The following is a 15,288-nucleotide window of genomic DNA, read 5'->3' as shown; positions in this document are numbered from 1 at the left end:
GTCTTTTGTTCTTGCGCAATTCGAGCAAAATCGCTGCTCACTCTTGCTCGAATTGCGGGTGCACGAAGCCGGCTTTCGCCTATCTCCGGATCATGGTCATGAAGCGGACCTGTTCGGTCGGCTCCGTCTTGAAGGCACCGGTAAAGGTGGTGGTGAGCGTTGTCGAGCCCTGTTTCTGGATGCCGCGCATCGCCATGCACATATGCTCGGCTTCGATCATCACGGCGACGCCACGCGGGTTCAGCGTCTCGTCGATCGATTTTGCGATCTGCGCCGTCATCGTTTCCTGCGTCTGCAAGCGACGACCGTAGATTTCCACCACGCGGGCGATCTTCGAGAGGCCCAGCACCCGGCCATTCGGCAGGTAGGCGACATGCGCCTTGCCGATGATCGGCACCATATGATGTTCGCAATGCGAGAAGAACGGAATGTCCTTCACCAGCACCATGTCGTCGTAGCCGGCGACCTCTTCGAAGGTGCGGCCCAGCACGTCCTCGGCGGCGAGGTCATAACCGGAAAACAGCTCGCGGTAGGATTTGGCGACGCGGGACGGCGTGTCGAGCAGGCCTTCGCGTTCCGGATCATCGCCCGCCCAGCGAAGCAGGACGCGAACGGCGTCTTCAGCTTCTTTCTGCGAGGGACGGTCCGACTGATCGTCGAGACGCGGAAAATTGGTGACGATGGCGTCCATGGACCCATAAACCTTTCTGCAGGTTACCTGACGTGTTTATCGGACTCGCCACTGGCCATTCGCCTAACCCTGCAGGCTTGGGTTCCGTCGGCGGGCTCCGGGGCTTTCTGGTCTCGGCTTATCAGTGCGCTAGACCGTCCGGCACGGTTTCCCAAACAACAGGTGAATGCTTGCTTCTTGCAAAACGCTCACCCCAATACGAGTTATCATATAGTATCGAACGGTGACTGCGAAAGAGGTTGAAGGCGACACGGCATGCTTTTTTCCCGCCGCCGCCGGAATAATCTCCTCGGATCATTGAAGATTCCGCAAAAAAGCGGAAAACAGGGCCATGATGGACGATATCTATAACAGCCGTATCCTGGAATTTGCCGGCAACATCCCGAAGATCGGTACGCTTGCCGACGCGGATGCGGAAGCCGGCGCCCACTCCAAGCTCTGTGGTTCGCGGGTCAAGGTCTACTTGAAGCTCGATGGCGACCGGGTCAGCGATTTTGCCCATGAGGTGAAGGCCTGCGCGCTCGGCCAGGCCTCCTCCTCGGTCATGGCGCGCCACGTCATCGGCGCGACGACCGGGGAAATTCGCCAGGCGCGCGAAGACATGCTGGCCATGCTGAAGGCCGACGGCGAGGGGCCGTCCGGCCGATTCGAGGACATGCGCTTCCTCAAGCCCGTCAAGGACTACAAGGCCCGCCACGCCTCCACCATGCTGACCTTTGACGCCGTGGTCGATGCCATCGGCCAGATCGAGGCGAAGCGGCTGGAAAAGACGGGGTGAGGGGCGATGTGCGATGCCCCGGACTGCCGGCATTCCGGCGAGCGCCTGGCGTATAAAGGCCGCAACTGGCAAGGGCCGTTCCGCAAGACACCGGGCCGGCTCTTCGGCATGGGCATCATCCGCCTCTACCAGCTCACGCTGTCCGGCTTCATCGGCAATGCCTGCCGCCACCTGCCGACCTGTTCGGAATATGGTTACGAGGCGGTCGCTCGCCACGGGCTCTGGCAGGGCGGCTTCATGACGCTGTTTCGGGTCGCCCGCTGCGGCCCCGGCGGGACCCATGGTTTCGATCCTGTGCCGGAGGGATTGGAGGCGCGTTTTCGCTGGTGGGCGCCGTGGCGGCTCTGGCGCCTGTCGCGAGCGGAACGGGGCTGAACCGTGACGACCTATGTCGCCCTGCTGCACTCGATCGTGCTCGGCCCCGGCAGGCGCCTCGTGATGGCGGACCTCAAGGCCATGGCGGAGGGTCTCGGTTTTCGCAACACCCGCACCCTCGTCGCGACCGGCAATCTCCTTTTCGATGCCGATGCCGCCCCTGTCGCCACACTTGAGAACCAGCTCGAAACAGCCTTTCGCGAGCGCTTCGGCAAGCATGTCGATATCATCCTGCGCACGGCCGAAGCATGGCATCGCGTTGCCGCAGGCAATCCCTTTCCGGAAGGCAAAGGCGCGGATGTCGGCGTGCGCATCATGCGCCATCCGCTTGGTGCCGATGTCTTGCCGAAGCTCGAACGGATCGCCGATTCCGACCTCGCCCTTGCCCTCGTTGATGGCGATCTCTGGATCGATTTTCGCCGCAAGCCGAGCGAAACGAAACTGCTTTCCCATCTGACGACGAGGAAACTCGGCATCGGCACCCTGCGCAACGCCAACACGATCAACGGTCTCGCGAAAATGCTCGGCTAACATCACAGCCAACGCCGAACGCGCTGTCGATAGTCGCGATAGGGGTCGCCAAGGTCGCGCTCCAGCACCTTCTCCTCGATATGCACCTGCAGCCATACGGCCAGCACCAGACCAGCCGCAAGCGCCAGCTGGACTGCATCTGGCCGCGCCAGCAGGAACCCCGTGAACATCGCGATCTGGCCGACGAAAACCGGATTGCGCGACAGGCCGAACGGTCCGGTATCGACGATCGCGCCGGAATGCCCTGCCACGGAGCCGATCCGCCAGGAGGTGCCCATATAGTGCTGGGCATGGATGGCAAAGACGGCACCGGCGAGCGCGACGACGAGGCCAGTGACACGCAGACCAGCGGGCGGCGAGAAAAATGCCGGCACCGGCTCCAGCCCGAAGGCCAGCAGGGCCGGATGGATCAGCGCACCGGCAAAGGTGAGACGGAAGAGCAGGGCAGGCAGGCCCTGTCGGCTGCCAAGGCCAAACAGCCAGACATTCTTCTTGGCAGCACGGGCGGACCGGGCGGTCAGGTAGAGGAAGGCGGCGAGGTAGCCGCCCATGATGGCGGCGGACAGCAGGGGCAGGGAAGGCACGACCGAATCTCCATCTCGATGATCAGTCCACGCTACTTGCTCTAGCGACTAGAGGATCAAGGCCTGTTTTTGCCACCGCAGGCGGTTTGCATATTCAGAATACGGGAAATTTTGCGGGCGGGGAAAATGGACCGGAAAGTTTCCGTGCGCAGCGCAGCCAGCAAGGCTCACTGCTCGCCTGCCCGTTTGACGAGCCGGCGCAGGTCCTGAAGTTCCGCGTCCGCGAGGGGCCGAACAGCGCCCTTCTCAAGATCGCCGAGCGCGAGATTGCCGATCGCGACGCGCACGAGGCGCAGGCATTCGACGCCCTGTGCCTCCAGCATGCGGCGGATCTGCCGGTTGCGGCCTTCGTCGAGCTCGATTTCGAGCCAGGCATTTTTTTCGCCCTCGCGCAGCACCCGCACCGCCTTCGCGCGCAAGAATTCGCCGTCATGCGCGACACCCTGCGTCAGCGCATCGAGGAGCGGCTGGTCGGCGAGGCGATCCATCTGGACGTGATAGGTCTTGGCAACATGCGTCTCGGGATCGAGCAGCGCGTTGGCGAATTCCGTGTCGTTGGTGAAGAGCAGCAGGCCCTCGCTCGCCTTGTCGAGGCGGCCGACGGGGGAGAGGTGGGCGTGCGCGTGGTCCTTCAGGCATTCGTAGACCGTGGGCCGGCCTTCCGGGTCGTGCCGCGTGGTGACGAGGCCGCGCGGCTTGTTCAGCATCAGGTAGACGCGTTCTTCCGCGACTACGGGGTTTCCGTCGACGGCGATCGCGGCGGTGGAGAGGTCGATCCACGTTTCCGGATCGGTGACGACGCGGCCGGAAAGCGAAACGCGGCCGGCGGCGATCAGCGCCTCGGCCTGCGTGCGGGAACAGAAGCCGAGTTTGGAGAGCGCGCGGGGCAGGGTGACGCGCTTGCCGCTATCGGCAACGACCGGCGTGCGGCCGGCCCGCGGCCTGGAGCCGGGCATCTGCCTTTGCGGTTTCCGAATATCCTTCGCCATGCCCCTAAAACCCTGCCATCGTCGTCCTGTCACCGTTCTATCGGTTGACCCGCCAGCCCTTGCCATTCTAAAGCCGGTTCCGTCCAGAGGATTATAGCCGAAGCGAGGCCGCCGTTGACACAGGACGACATCACAACCGAACTCGTGACGCTGCGCGACTACTGGCGCTATGCGATTTCCCGCTTCAATGCGGCAGAACTCAGCTACGGCCACGGCACGACGACGGCGAGCGACGACGCGGCCTTCCTGCTGCTCGACACGCTCGACCTGCCGATCGACGCGCTCGATCCCTTCCTTGACGCCCGCCTGCTGCCGGCCGAGCGCAAGCTCATCGCCGAGCGCATCGAGACGCGGGTGACGACGCGCAAGCCGTCCGCCTATATTACCGGCCGCTCCTATATCCAGGGCGTGCGCTTCCATGTCGACGAGCGGGTGATCGTGCCGCGCTCGCATATCGGCGAAATCCTGTTTGCCGAGTATCTCGGCGAAAACGGCTCGTCCTTCCTGCCCGATCCGATGGCGGTGGAAAGTGCGGTCGACATCTGCACCGGCTCAGGCTGCCTGGCGGTGCTGGCGGCGAAATTCTTCCCGAACGCCACGGTGGACGCGGTGGACCTGTCCGCCGATGCGCTGGAGGTGGCGGCGCTCAACGTCGCCGAACACGACGTCGCGGGGCAGGTGAACCTTCTCGAAGGCGATCTCTTCGCGCCGCTCGCCGGCCGCACCTACGACCTCATCATCACCAATCCGCCCTATGTCGACCACGAGGCGCTCGACGGCTACCCGCCGGAATTCCGCGCCGAGCCGGAAATGGCCCATGACGGCGGCGTCGACGGTCTCGATCTCGTGCGCCGCATCCTGCAGGACGCGCCGGCCTTCCTCAATCCGGACGGCGGCATGATCTGCGAGATCGGCTCGGGCCGGGAAATCCTGGAAGAGGAATTCCCGCATCTCGATTTCGTCTGGCTGGAAACCGCCGAATCGCAGGACGCGGTGTTCTGGATTTCGGCGGAAGCGCTCGGCGTCTCCTGATCCGCTGGATCAATGCCGGTGAAATCCGGTTCACCGGTATGGTCTAGCGTCTTGTTTTTCCCGCGCGTCTCCAGCGCCGAAGCGATGCCGCTTCGGCTGAAAGTGTTTTAGCGCCGGCCGCCGTGGCGGCTGCGCCGGTGGCGGGGAATGACGACGACGGGGAACGGCCAGACGTCTGCGTCATCGTCGCTGTCTTCATCCGCGTCCTGCGCGTCGTCGGTGTCGCCATCGGCGTCGAACGCCGCCTGGAGGCAACGGTTAAATTCGTCCAGAGCCTGCCCCATCCGTCGAAAGCTGGCTTTGTCGGTGACGCAGGGCGGCAGCGTGAGGTCGACGACGTCGGGGCCGTGCGCATCCTCCGGGTGCCAGCCGATGCAGCGCCGGGCACGCCGGCATTGCGGCAGGCGGCAGGTGTGGAAGAAGCCGGCCTGGCTCGCCGCGGCATGGTAGACCGGCAGGCTGCTGCGGTCGATCGCGGGCTGCGGTGTCTTCCTCGTATCCGGCATCATCGGCACTCCCCAAAATCGCGCGCAGCCAAAAACGGCCCGCAGGTTGCCCATCGGGTTGGTGTGGCGTTTTCGTTTCGCAATTCCAAACACCTTGCTGGAATTGCCCTGGTCCGGAGAACCGCGCGAAAGCGTTGCCTCTGGAATGGGGTAAGTGGGTGGCTTCGCTTTCGCGCGGCCCAGGCGTTCTTCGGAGGCGGTCTAATCCTCCTTCAGGCATGGCAAGGCTTCGCTGCGCATCGTCTTCGCATCGCCTTGTCCGAAAACCGCTTGGCACGGGTTTCGGGGGCATGCGTGGCAATACTTGCATGGCGGACCCAAGCCGACCCCGCGACCCGGGGAAGGGGGAAGCCTCGCCCGCCGCAACTCCCGCCGGCCCGATCCCGTAAGACACGGGAAAAGGCTTTTGGTCACCACGGCGCTCCACGCCTCTTTCGCCCCTGCCGTACGTTTCGGCAGGAAACGAAAGCGCCTCCTCCCGCCCGCATCGACACGTTACGCGATCCGTCCGACGGCGGAAGGAGGTTTAGGATATGGGAGGTTTTGGGGGTGGGGAAATCGACGTGTGATTTTTTCGCCATGAGGCGTGGCGGCTTGCAGAAGCGAGGCCTTTCGCCGCGTGGACGCGGTGGCTGGATCCAGGCTCGCGGCCCTAGGTGATGGAAGAGAGGACGTGCCAGATTGCGGGGGTGGGTACTCGCCGGTGGTGTACGCGGTTTCTTGCACCGGGGCGGCGTCAATTGTTGTGGAAATCGATGCCTGAAACGTGTCCATAGGTCGTGAAGAAGCAGCCGTCCTCAGCAAAGGGAATCTTTAGCTCTTCAGTACGATACGTAACTCGTCCGAGCATGTCTCGATTTCTGGCTGAACAAGACGTCCGATATGGCGCTCGTAACTCGGCGAAGTTTGGATCCATTCGCATGAATTCCCAACTCCGCCTCTGGCGTCATCCCCCAATCTCACCATGAATAGGTCGGGGCAAATTCGATGCCGGAGTGATACAGCTCGTTTTCTTTGACAACTTTGACTTGATAAGCCAGTGGGAAAGGAAATGCCTGTGTGGCAGCACGGAATTCGCTCCACTTCGTGTCGTTCATGTGCGACGCAAAGCCGCCTGCGCTAACAGTTTTCCGTATTTTCTGTGTAATGTTGAATTGAGAATCTGATGAAGCAGTGTATCAGCTCAAGGGTGTTCTTCCTTCAGATTGGCATGAAGAATCTACATTGAACTGATGTATTGGGCCCACTCTATTGCGCTTGTGGCGGCGTCTTGAAGCGCCTTCATGATCGCTTGCCGATTGTTCCAAATGTAACTTCCCAAATCTCCAAGCGGACCACCAGCCATACTGCCAGCGGTATAAGTTCCCATTGCTATAAGCAATACGCCGCTTCTCTTAAATAGTTTTGCGTTATCTATAACGATCGATGGGCTTGGGGCCGACGATCTGGTTTGAATTCGAATATCATCGATCGCCTTCATAATTTCAGCGATTTGTAACTGCGTCGATGGTGAGGTTTCCTCGATCAATTCTGGTGGGTTGTTGTGGGATCTACTGTTTTTTTTATCTAATATTGCCGCGATTTGACTCTCAAGTATCTCAAGTTTATTTATCAAATCAGATAGTAAATTTACTTCACTTCCATGATTTGTCCCTTTTTCGTTGTTTTCTATATAGATAGAATTTAGGTTACGAAAAATAGCTGCGGACGAGAAAGGTAAATCATATTGCCTGTCTGCCTCCGAAAAGGTTATTTCTGCTACGTTATGTGCCAGATAGTCCGGCTCTTTCAGTATCGTATCGCTTCTGAGAGGTTTTATTTTTTCTATCCAATTGTGTTCGCCATTTGCTGCAATATTTTCGGCCGATTGTTGTATCAATGAACGCCCAAAAATGCCCCCGAACTTTCCTTCAAGTTTCTCTAAAATTGACCCAGTCGGGACTTGAGATTTATGTTCAACTTTGTTTCGTTTTTCTTCGTTATCTAAATTCTTTTCCGCCATATAATGAAAATGAAACCACTCTGTAAGAGCTTCAATTTTCTTGGTGCGAGGTAGGCGGCGAAACTGGGCAACAGAATATCGTTGTCCGTTCAGGTGAAATCCATCGCCTTGCATGCTTTCCTCAGCGGGCAAATTCAGTATTCATTTATGATATCTAAACTTGGTGTGTAACTCCAATAAAATTGAAAAATAGTGGAAGCGTTTTTTTGGATTCACACCAAGTGTGCTATTTTCTCTGGTATCGCTATATCAGATGTGAATCTTTTGAGTACTCCACGGCTATTTCTTGAGCTACCCAAGTAGGACGAATCCCTACGCGTGGACGCATGTGGTTTTCACGAGATCAACGCCCCTTCCAATCCCCCCCAAATCCCCGTATACCGCGCGACGCACGCGCCGGGTCTCCGGCTATTACCCTCGCATACCACCCGCATTCGTTGGCGGGACTGGATAGGAGATTTTTGAATGTCTGCACCTGTTTCCCTGACTTTTCCCGATGGCTCCGTCCGCGAATATCCCGCGGGCTCGACGGGCCGTGATGTCGCCGAGGCGATTTCCAAGTCCTTGGCCAAGAAGGCGATTGCGATTGCGCTCGATGGCGAGTTGCGCGATCTCTCCGAGACCGTTTCCAACGGGCGGATCGAGATTGTCACGCGCGAGGACGACCGTGCGCTGGAGCTGATCCGGCACGATGCCGCGCATGTGATGGCCGAGGCCGTGCAGGAGCTTTGGCCCGGCACGCAGGTGACCATCGGTCCGGTCATCGACAACGGCTTCTATTACGACTTTGCCAAGAACGAACCCTTCACGCCGGACGATCTGCCGAAGATCGAAAAGCGCATGAAGGAGATCATTCAGCGCAACAAGCCGTTTACCCGGGAAATCTGGTCGCGCGACAAGGCGAAGGAGGTTTTTGCCGCCAAGGGCGAGGCCTACAAGGTCGAGCTGGTCGATGCGATTCCGGCGGGGCAGGACCTCAAGATCTATTACCAGGGCGACTGGTTCGACCTGTGTCGCGGTCCGCACATGGCCGCGACCGGCCAGATCGGCACGGCCTTCAAGCTGATGAAGGTCGCGGGCGCCTATTGGCGTGGCGACAGCAACAATCCGATGCTGACGCGCATCTACGGCACCGCCTGGCGCACGCAGGAGGAGCTCGACAGCTACCTGCACATCCTCGCCGAGGCCGAAAAGCGCGACCACCGTCGCCTCGGCCGCGAAATGGACCTGTTCCATTTCCAGGAGGAGGGTCCGGGCGTCGTGTTCTGGCACGGCAAGGGCTGGCGCATGTTCCAGACGCTCGTCGCCTATATGCGCCGTCGTCTTTCCGGCACCTATGAAGAGGTGAACGCGCCGCAGGTGCTCGACAAGTCGCTGTGGGAAACGTCTGGCCACTGGGGCTGGTATCGCGACAACATGTTCAAGGTGACGGTTGCCGGCGACGAGACCGACGACGAGCGCGTCTTCGCGCTGAAGCCGATGAACTGCCCGGGCCATGTGCAGATCTTCAAGCATGGCTTGAAGTCATATCGCGAACTGCCTGTTCGCCTTGCGGAATTCGGCAACGTACATCGCTATGAGCCGTCCGGCGCGCTGCACGGGCTGATGCGCGTGCGCGGCTTCACGCAGGACGATGCGCATGTCTTCTGCACCGACGAACAGATGGCGGCGGAATGCCTGCGCATCAACGACCTCATCCTCTCGGTCTACAAGGATTTCGGCTTCGACGAGGTCGTCGTGAAGCTTTCGACCCGTCCGGAAAAGCGCGTCGGCTCCGATGCGCTGTGGGACCGGGCGGAAAGCGTCATGATGGACGTGCTGAAGCAGATCGAGGCGCAGTCCGGCGGGCGCATCAAGACCGGCATCCTGCCGGGCGAGGGTGCGTTCTACGGGCCGAAGTTCGAATATACGCTGAAGGACGCCATCGGCCGCGAATGGCAGTGCGGCACCACGCAGGTCGACTTCAACCTGCCGGAACGCTTCGGCGCCTTCTATATCGACCAGAACTCCGACAAGAAGCAGCCGGTGATGATCCACCGCGCCATCTGCGGCTCGATGGAACGGTTCCTCGGCATTCTCATCGAGAACTTCGCCGGGCACATGCCGCTGTGGATCGCGCCGATGCAGGTGGTGGTGGCAACCATCACTTCAGAGGCGGACGACTATGGCCGCGAGGTCGCCGAACTGCTGCGCGAGGCCGGGCTGGTCGTCGAGACGGACTTCCGCAACGAGAAGATCAACTACAAGGTCCGCGAGCATTCGGTGACCAAGGTTCCGGTCATCGTCGTCTGCGGCAAGCGGGAGGCGGAGGAGCGCTCCGTCAACATCCGCCGGCTTGGTTCGCAGAACCAGACGGCGATGTCGCTCGACGAGGCGATCGCTTCGCTGACGCTGGAAGCCACGCCGCCCGATCTCAAGCGCAAGCTTCGCAAGGCCTGATGGTCTCGCCGCCTGTCTGAAAACTGTAATGATCCCGTGCTATCCGTGCGGGATTATTTTTTTGGGGAACACCGTGCGGTTCAAGGAACTCTCCTACGCCAACGAAAACGATCCGCGCCTCAAACGATGGTTCATCCGCTCCATGGAAGGTCTTGCCGGGCGTAACCGCTATGCCCGGATCTACGACACGTGGCGCCACTCCATCGTCGGCACGAGCGCGCGCGTCTTCGGTGACATGCTGGAACTCATCAATGTGCGCCTCAGCGTGCAGGGTTCCTGGCCGCCGCCGGACCTGCCGGAAGGACCGGTCGTCATCGTCGCCAACCATCCCTTCGGCATCGGCGACGGCATTGCGGTGCTGGCGCTCGCCGAACAGCTCGGCCGGCCGTTCAAGGTGATGATCCACAACGATCTGCTGAAAGTGCCGGAAATGCAGCCCTATGCGCTGCCGGTCTCCTTCGAGGAGACCAAGGAGGCGCTTGCGCTCAACATGCGCACACGGGCGGAGGCGGTGCGGCTGCTCAAGGAGGGCACGACGGTGATCGTGTTCCCGGCGGGCGGCGTGGCCACGGCAAAGAAGGTTTTCGGCCGCGCGGAAGACCTGCCGTGGAAGATGTTTCCGGCAAAGCTCATCCAGTCGGCGCAGGCGAATGTCATCCCTGTCTATTTCGAAGGGCAGAACGGACGGCTGTTTCACCTGGCGAGCAAGGTGTCGATGACACTCAGGCTGTCGCTGTTGATCCGGGAATTCCGCCGGCTGTCCGGTTCGACCATCGCGGCGCGCATCGGCGGCATCATTCCCTGGGCGGAGCTGGATGCGGGCGACCGCAAGAACATCATGGCGCGGCTCTATGAGGCCGTGTTTGCCATGGCGCCGACGCCAAAACCGTTTCTGCGCAGGGCGGGGTGAGGCTTCGGTTGTCGCAGTTCTTGGAAGCGTCCTGAATGCCGGCCGGTGGTCAGTTCCGGATGAGGCGGATGAGATCGGACTGGCGGGCGACGCCCGTCTTCAGGAACACCGATTTCAGATATTGCCGCGCCGTTCCGACCGAGATGCCCAGGATCGCCGACGCGTCTTTCAGCGTTGCACCGCCGCAGATCAGCGCCGCCAGTTGCGCTTCCCGCTCCGACAGGCCGAACTGCGCGGAAAACTCCTGCGCGTGAATCCGGCCGGATTTTTCGGGATCCTTGATGAGCAGGACGGCGGCTGCCGTCATTCGATTGGGACCGCCGCCAATCTCTCTGCCGGGGAGGATCTTTACCGTCAGCGAAAGCCCGCGCTCCTGCGGCACGGACAAGCGGTGAGGAGCCCCGGTATACGGCGCATGGGACGAGCCCGAAACGTCGGGGTCGACGACATTCCTTATCGCTGACTGAAGCCGGAGGTCGTGCTCGTGGCTCGTTGCCCGAACATAGCCGTTGACACTGGACAGGGCCGCGGATGTGGAAAAGAGCACATCGGCTTCACGGTTGATGAAGATGATCCGTCCGTCATGATCGAGGAGAACGACAGCCTCGTCGACAAGATCGAGAATGCCGTAGCTTTGGGCTTCCCGCTCCCGGCCTGTTTCCAGTCGAAGACGGATTTCATTTGCCTCGACAACGTGTCTGGCCAGGAGATTGATTGTCACCAGCTCCTGGTTGGAGAAATCGAACCCGCGTCGGGCGGAACGGCAGATGAACAGCGTGGATGAGCTTTCCGCGCCCGCCAACTTGGTTGCCGCCGCCAGTCCGCCATCGATGTGCCGCAGAACTTCCTGGTAGCTGTGGCTGTTCGTCAACGCTTGCAGCGGAACGATATCAGTAATGCGGAACGCACCGTCGACGGGCATCCGTCTCAACGGCGCGGTGGTGAAATCACGGCTCCAGAATGTGCCTAGGCAATCGAATTCAGCCGATGCCAGCCGACTGCAGGTCAGCGGGGTATCGACACCTGTCCTGTCCTGGCGTGCCAGAACGGCATGTTCGGCTCCGACGGCGTCCCGCAGGATGTCGAGACCGCTTCGTGTGTCAGCCTCGCCCGCCCAGGCGTAGATCGACTGGATTTTGTCCAGAATCTGCTCGGGTTTCATGCGGTATTACTCCCAGATGGGAATGGCGGGATGGCTATCGAAGAGTGAGTATGCCCCGGGTGAACAAGATTCCGCAAGACTTGTTTCGGCGGTGAGCCTTGTTGCGAAGGTCGAGGAGAAGATGCGATGCCGTATTACAGAACTCTTGAAGGCAATGAATACAACAATGTGATTTCCAGCGTCGAAAGTGATGATTGGTACGACACGATCTACGGTTACGGCGGCGATGATTACCTCTATGGCCTCGGCGGCAATGACAGGCTCTACGGCGGCGATGGTAACGACAAGCTTTTCGGGGGAAGGGGCCATGACGTGCTTTCCGGCGGGGCCGGCAGCGATATCCTGAACGGCGATGAGGGGGACGACATTCTCTATGCCGGTGGCGGCGGCTACGACCAGCTTTTCGGCGGGGTCGGCTGGGACACTTTCTGGGGCACCGATGGCTATAACAGCGCCATGTGGGGCGATGCCGGCGCGGACAAGATGTTCGGCGGCAGCGGCAGCGAGGAGATGCATGGGGGCGACGATGCCGATACCATGCGCGGCAGCTTCGGCAGCGACTGGATGTGGGGGGATAACGGCCAGGACGATATGCAAGGCGGTGGCGACAACGACACGATGTCCGGTGGCCTTGGCAACGACCTGGTCGCCGGGGATGCCGGAGCGGACACGATCTACGGCAACGAGGGCCGGGATAACCTCTCGGGCGGGAGCGGCAATGACACCATCTGGGGCGATGCCGCGTACTTCATCGCCGAGTCCAACTATTATCACAACGACATTATCGACGGCGGCACAGGCAACGACACCATTTACGGTGGCGTGGGCCTTGATACCCTAAAAGGCGGAACGGGCAAGGACACCATCTACGGCGGCACCGGCGACGACGTCATCGACAGCGGCGATAGCGACGGTGGGCTTTTATTTGTTTTGGGTGCCGACGATTCCCTCTATGGCGAGGATGGCAACGACACGATCTATGGCAGAAACGGCAACGATTTCCTCTATGGCGGCAACGGCAACGACTACTTGAGCGGCGGCCAGGGAGGCGACCGGCTTTCGGGCGATGCCGGCTTTGACACGATTTATGCCGGAACCGGCGACGATACGATGGATGGCGGCTCCGAAAACGACAACCTCTACGGCGAGGACGGCGCGGATACCATCCGTGGCGGCACCGGAAACGACAACGTCAACGGCGGTACCGGAAACGATGCCCTGTGGGGCGACGCGGGCAATGACGGCGTCTACGGCAAGGAAGGCGACGACCAGATCTGGGGTGGCGATGGCAATGACGACATGTGGGGCGATGCCGGAAACGACATCCTCAGAGGCGGTATTGGCGATGACGTCCTGCACGGCAACGACGGCGACGACATCCTCTTCGGTGACCAGGGAACCAATACGATTTACGGCGAGAACGGGAATGATCGCTTTATCGCAAGCGAAGCGGTCGATCACATGAATGGCGGTGCCGGCGTGGATAGCCTTTCTTTTCTCCCCTATCTCTCGGTTGGCGTTTCCGTCGATCTGGCCGCGGGCAAGGGCCTCGCGGGCCACGCGTTGGGAGATACCTATATCGGCATTGAGAACGTCGTCGGCGGTTGGGGCGGAGACAGGCTTGTCGGTAGCGCCGTAGCAAACAAGCTTCTCGGCGAGAAAGGCAACGACACCATTTTTGGCGGCGGCGGGAACGATAGGCTCGAGGGCGGCGACGGCAACGATTCCCTTCGTGGCGATACAGGCAACGACACGCTGTACGGCGGGGCGGGCAAGGATACCCTCAGAGGCAGCGGCGGGCAGGACACACTCTTTGGCGGCAGTGGGGCCGATGTCTTCTATTATCTCCGCTCGACGGAGAGTGGCATTACTGCGGCAACCCGCGACGTTGTTAAAGATTTCAGCCGTACGGAAGGCGATCGCATCGATCTTTCGGGGATCGACGCTTCCGAAACGGTAAATGGAAATCAGGCGTTTACGTTCCGTGGTGCTAGCGGCTTTTCCGGAACGGCGGGCGAACTGCGTTGCACCACGGCCAGCGGAGGCGATATCTACGTCTCTGCAGATACCGACGGCGACAAGGCCGCCGACTTCTCGATCCTGTTCGACAACATCTCAAGCCTCGTGGCTTCGGATTTCATTCTTTAAGCCAAGTGGCACGCGGTGGGCTGTTGCGCGGCAACGGCATCACCGCTGCGCGAGGATGCGACCCGGCGCGGGATTTCTCCGCCGGGTCAGTCCACCACGTCTTCCGCGGCAGCCTTCTCATCGTTGGCATTTTCGTCGAGCAGCACTTCGACATCCGTGTTGACGCCGGCCTTCACCGCGAAATCGCGCTGGTAGATCCGGTTCTTGTTGCGTGCCACCGCGATGTAACTACCTTCCGCCAGAACCACTGTCGGGAAGGCGCCGACGCTTTCGCTGACGGTGTCGCCCGAGGAGGTGAGGATCGACCAGGCCGTGTCGGCAATCGCCTCGCCGCCGGGATCGGAGACGAGCTTCAGCGTGAGTTTTGCGGCGCGGTGCTGGATCGTCGCGCGTGTCAATTTTCCGGCCTCGACCTGGATGTCGGCACGGATCACGGCATTGACCGAGCCATAGTCGGAGACGACGTGGTAGGTGCCGGCGTTGAGGCGCACGACGGAGTTCGGCTTCACCTCCGCGACAACGAGGTTGCGCTCGCCGTCCTCGCGCACTTCGGCGGCGAAGATGGAAAAGCTCAGCTCCTTCGGCGGGATGCGCACGTCCGAGCCGGAGACGGCGTTCAGCATGATGCCGCCGGCATCGAGCACCATGACCTGCTTGTCGACATCTCCGGATTCGGGAACCAGCAGCTTCTTGGTGGCGCCCGCGCGGCCGAAGGCGACGTTGACGAAATATTCGCCGGGCACAAGCTGGAAGGCGGCCGTGCCGCCCTCGGAGGTCGCCAGCAGCGGCAGCTTGCCATCGGCCGCCGGGATCGGCGAGAAGACGCGCCAGGTCAGGCCATGCTGCATGGGGCTGCCATCCTTGGTCAGCAGCGCCTCGCAGGTGATGTCGCGCAGGTTTTTCGGCGTTGCTTCGCCCGTCACTACCGGATTGAACGAGGTGAGCTTGCTGCCTTTCAGTGGCGCAGTTATCTCGGAAAAACTGTCAACCGAATCCTGCGCATGGGCCGGAACAAGCGACGAGACGAGGCTCGCCATGGCAAGGCTCACGGCAATGGCGGGATGGATCGGCATGCGCATGGGGATGATTGACTTCCTGACTGTAAGGCTCCACTTGAAGACGCGTCTAGTGGCATTTTCAA

Annotated in this window: 15 protein-coding genes; 7 read left to right on the top strand and 8 right to left on the bottom strand. The window is 60.8% G+C overall.

Annotated features, from left to right (window positions below):
* Positions 1 to 79: 79 nt before the first annotated feature.
* A complete protein-coding gene (gene folE / locus ACT6VE_RS26855; protein WP_069058886.1) occupies positions 80 to 691 on the bottom strand; it encodes a GTP cyclohydrolase I FolE in 612 nt (203 codons plus the stop codon).
* Between the two features lie 331 nt (positions 692 to 1,022).
* Here folE and ACT6VE_RS26850 point away from each other — a divergent pair, with 331 nt between their 5' ends.
* Genes ACT6VE_RS26850 through ACT6VE_RS26840 form a run of 3 tightly spaced genes read left to right on the top strand, consistent with a single transcriptional unit; the run spans position 1,023 to position 2,375 of the window.
* Complete coding sequence (locus ACT6VE_RS26850; protein WP_444801368.1) at positions 1,023 to 1,469, top strand: iron-sulfur cluster assembly scaffold protein; 447 nt, start codon at positions 1,023 to 1,025, stop codon at positions 1,467 to 1,469.
* A gap of 6 nt (positions 1,470 to 1,475) precedes the next feature.
* Positions 1,476 to 1,844, top strand: coding sequence for a membrane protein insertion efficiency factor YidD (gene yidD / locus ACT6VE_RS26845; RefSeq protein ID WP_444801367.1), 369 nt, complete (start codon positions 1,476 to 1,478; stop codon positions 1,842 to 1,844).
* 3 nt (positions 1,845 to 1,847) lie between these two features.
* On the top strand, positions 1,848 to 2,375 hold the full coding sequence (locus ACT6VE_RS26840; RefSeq protein ID WP_444801366.1) for a DUF1697 domain-containing protein: 528 nt from the start codon (positions 1,848 to 1,850) through the stop codon (positions 2,373 to 2,375).
* A 2-nt stretch (positions 2,376 to 2,377) separates the two neighbouring features.
* Here the strand turns inward: ACT6VE_RS26840 and ACT6VE_RS26835 are convergent, their stop codons facing one another.
* Both ACT6VE_RS26835 and ACT6VE_RS26830 read right to left on the bottom strand, forming a co-directional pair.
* A complete protein-coding gene (locus ACT6VE_RS26835) occupies positions 2,378 to 2,959 on the bottom strand; it encodes a methyltransferase family protein (protein ID WP_444801365.1) in 582 nt (193 codons plus the stop codon).
* 167 nt (positions 2,960 to 3,126) lie between these two features.
* A complete protein-coding gene (locus tag ACT6VE_RS26830; RefSeq protein WP_444801364.1) occupies positions 3,127 to 3,915 on the bottom strand; it encodes a pseudouridine synthase in 789 nt (262 codons plus the stop codon).
* Between the two features lie 147 nt (positions 3,916 to 4,062).
* Between ACT6VE_RS26830 and prmB the strand changes: the two genes are divergently transcribed.
* Positions 4,063 to 4,980 carry a 50S ribosomal protein L3 N(5)-glutamine methyltransferase gene (prmB, locus tag ACT6VE_RS26825; protein ID WP_444801363.1) on the top strand — a complete coding sequence of 306 codons (918 nt, stop codon included), beginning with the start codon at positions 4,063 to 4,065 and terminating at the stop codon, positions 4,978 to 4,980.
* 107 nt (positions 4,981 to 5,087) lie between these two features.
* Here the strand turns inward: prmB and ACT6VE_RS26820 are convergent, their stop codons facing one another.
* The 3 genes from ACT6VE_RS26820 to ACT6VE_RS26810 form a co-directional block, all read right to left on the bottom strand.
* Positions 5,088 to 5,489 carry a hypothetical protein gene (locus ACT6VE_RS26820; protein ID WP_444801362.1) on the bottom strand — a complete coding sequence of 134 codons (402 nt, stop codon included), beginning with the start codon at positions 5,487 to 5,489 and terminating at the stop codon, positions 5,088 to 5,090.
* Between the two features lie 956 nt (positions 5,490 to 6,445).
* Positions 6,446 to 6,622, bottom strand: coding sequence for a DUF6678 family protein (locus ACT6VE_RS26815; protein ID WP_444801446.1), 177 nt, complete (start codon positions 6,620 to 6,622; stop codon positions 6,446 to 6,448).
* Positions 6,623 to 6,705: 83 nt separating this feature from the next.
* Complete coding sequence (locus ACT6VE_RS26810; RefSeq protein WP_444801361.1) at positions 6,706 to 7,602, bottom strand: hypothetical protein; 897 nt, start codon at positions 7,600 to 7,602, stop codon at positions 6,706 to 6,708.
* Positions 7,603 to 7,953: 351 nt separating this feature from the next.
* Here ACT6VE_RS26810 and thrS point away from each other — a divergent pair, with 351 nt between their 5' ends.
* Together thrS and ACT6VE_RS26800 are read left to right on the top strand one after the other, a co-directional pair.
* Entirely contained in the window at positions 7,954 to 9,927 is a 1,974-nt protein-coding gene (thrS, locus tag ACT6VE_RS26805; protein WP_444801360.1) for a threonine--tRNA ligase, read from the top strand.
* Positions 9,928 to 10,000: 73 nt separating this feature from the next.
* A complete protein-coding gene (locus tag ACT6VE_RS26800; RefSeq protein WP_444801359.1) occupies positions 10,001 to 10,837 on the top strand; it encodes a lysophospholipid acyltransferase family protein in 837 nt (278 codons plus the stop codon).
* Between the two features lie 49 nt (positions 10,838 to 10,886).
* Here the strand turns inward: ACT6VE_RS26800 and ACT6VE_RS26795 are convergent, their stop codons facing one another.
* Positions 10,887 to 11,999, bottom strand: coding sequence for a helix-turn-helix transcriptional regulator (locus tag ACT6VE_RS26795; RefSeq protein ID WP_444801358.1), 1,113 nt, complete (start codon positions 11,997 to 11,999; stop codon positions 10,887 to 10,889).
* Between the two features lie 126 nt (positions 12,000 to 12,125).
* On the opposite strand from ACT6VE_RS26795, the gene ACT6VE_RS26790 reads away from it, so the two are divergent.
* Complete coding sequence (locus tag ACT6VE_RS26790; protein WP_444801357.1) at positions 12,126 to 14,147, top strand: calcium-binding protein; 2,022 nt, start codon at positions 12,126 to 12,128, stop codon at positions 14,145 to 14,147.
* Between the two features lie 86 nt (positions 14,148 to 14,233).
* Here ACT6VE_RS26790 and ACT6VE_RS26785 read toward each other — a convergent pair whose 3' ends face one another.
* Positions 14,234 to 15,226: a hypothetical protein gene (locus tag ACT6VE_RS26785; RefSeq protein WP_444801356.1), complete on the bottom strand. Its 993-nt coding sequence runs from the start codon at positions 15,224 to 15,226 to the stop codon at positions 14,234 to 14,236.
* Between the last annotated feature and the right edge of the window lie 62 nt (positions 15,227 to 15,288).

This window comes from Shinella sp. (genome assembly GCF_052438155.1).
Classification (GTDB): Bacteria; Pseudomonadota; Alphaproteobacteria; order Rhizobiales; family Rhizobiaceae; genus Shinella.
The sequence above is the reverse complement of the archived record's forward strand: the minus strand, read 5'-3'. Positions and strand labels throughout refer to the sequence as shown.

Coding starts and splice junctions, on each gene's coding strand:
- yidD (WP_444801367.1), top strand. CDS start 1,476: ATGTGCGATGCCCCGGACTGCCGGCATTCCGGCGAGCGCCTGGCGTAT.
- ACT6VE_RS26810 (WP_444801361.1), bottom strand. CDS start 7,602: ATGCAAGGCGATGGATTTCACCTGAACGGACAACGATATTCTGTTGCC.
- folE (WP_069058886.1), bottom strand. CDS start 691: ATGGACGCCATCGTCACCAATTTTCCGCGTCTCGACGATCAGTCGGAC.
- ACT6VE_RS26820 (WP_444801362.1), bottom strand. CDS start 5,489: ATGATGCCGGATACGAGGAAGACACCGCAGCCCGCGATCGACCGCAGC.
- ACT6VE_RS26795 (WP_444801358.1), bottom strand. CDS start 11,999: ATGAAACCCGAGCAGATTCTGGACAAAATCCAGTCGATCTACGCCTGG.
- ACT6VE_RS26785 (WP_444801356.1), bottom strand. CDS start 15,226: ATGCGCATGCCGATCCATCCCGCCATTGCCGTGAGCCTTGCCATGGCG.
- thrS (WP_444801360.1), top strand. CDS start 7,954: ATGTCTGCACCTGTTTCCCTGACTTTTCCCGATGGCTCCGTCCGCGAA.
- ACT6VE_RS26850 (WP_444801368.1), top strand. CDS start 1,023: ATGATGGACGATATCTATAACAGCCGTATCCTGGAATTTGCCGGCAAC.
- ACT6VE_RS26790 (WP_444801357.1), top strand. CDS start 12,126: ATGCCGTATTACAGAACTCTTGAAGGCAATGAATACAACAATGTGATT.
- ACT6VE_RS26830 (WP_444801364.1), bottom strand. CDS start 3,915: ATGCCCGGCTCCAGGCCGCGGGCCGGCCGCACGCCGGTCGTTGCCGAT.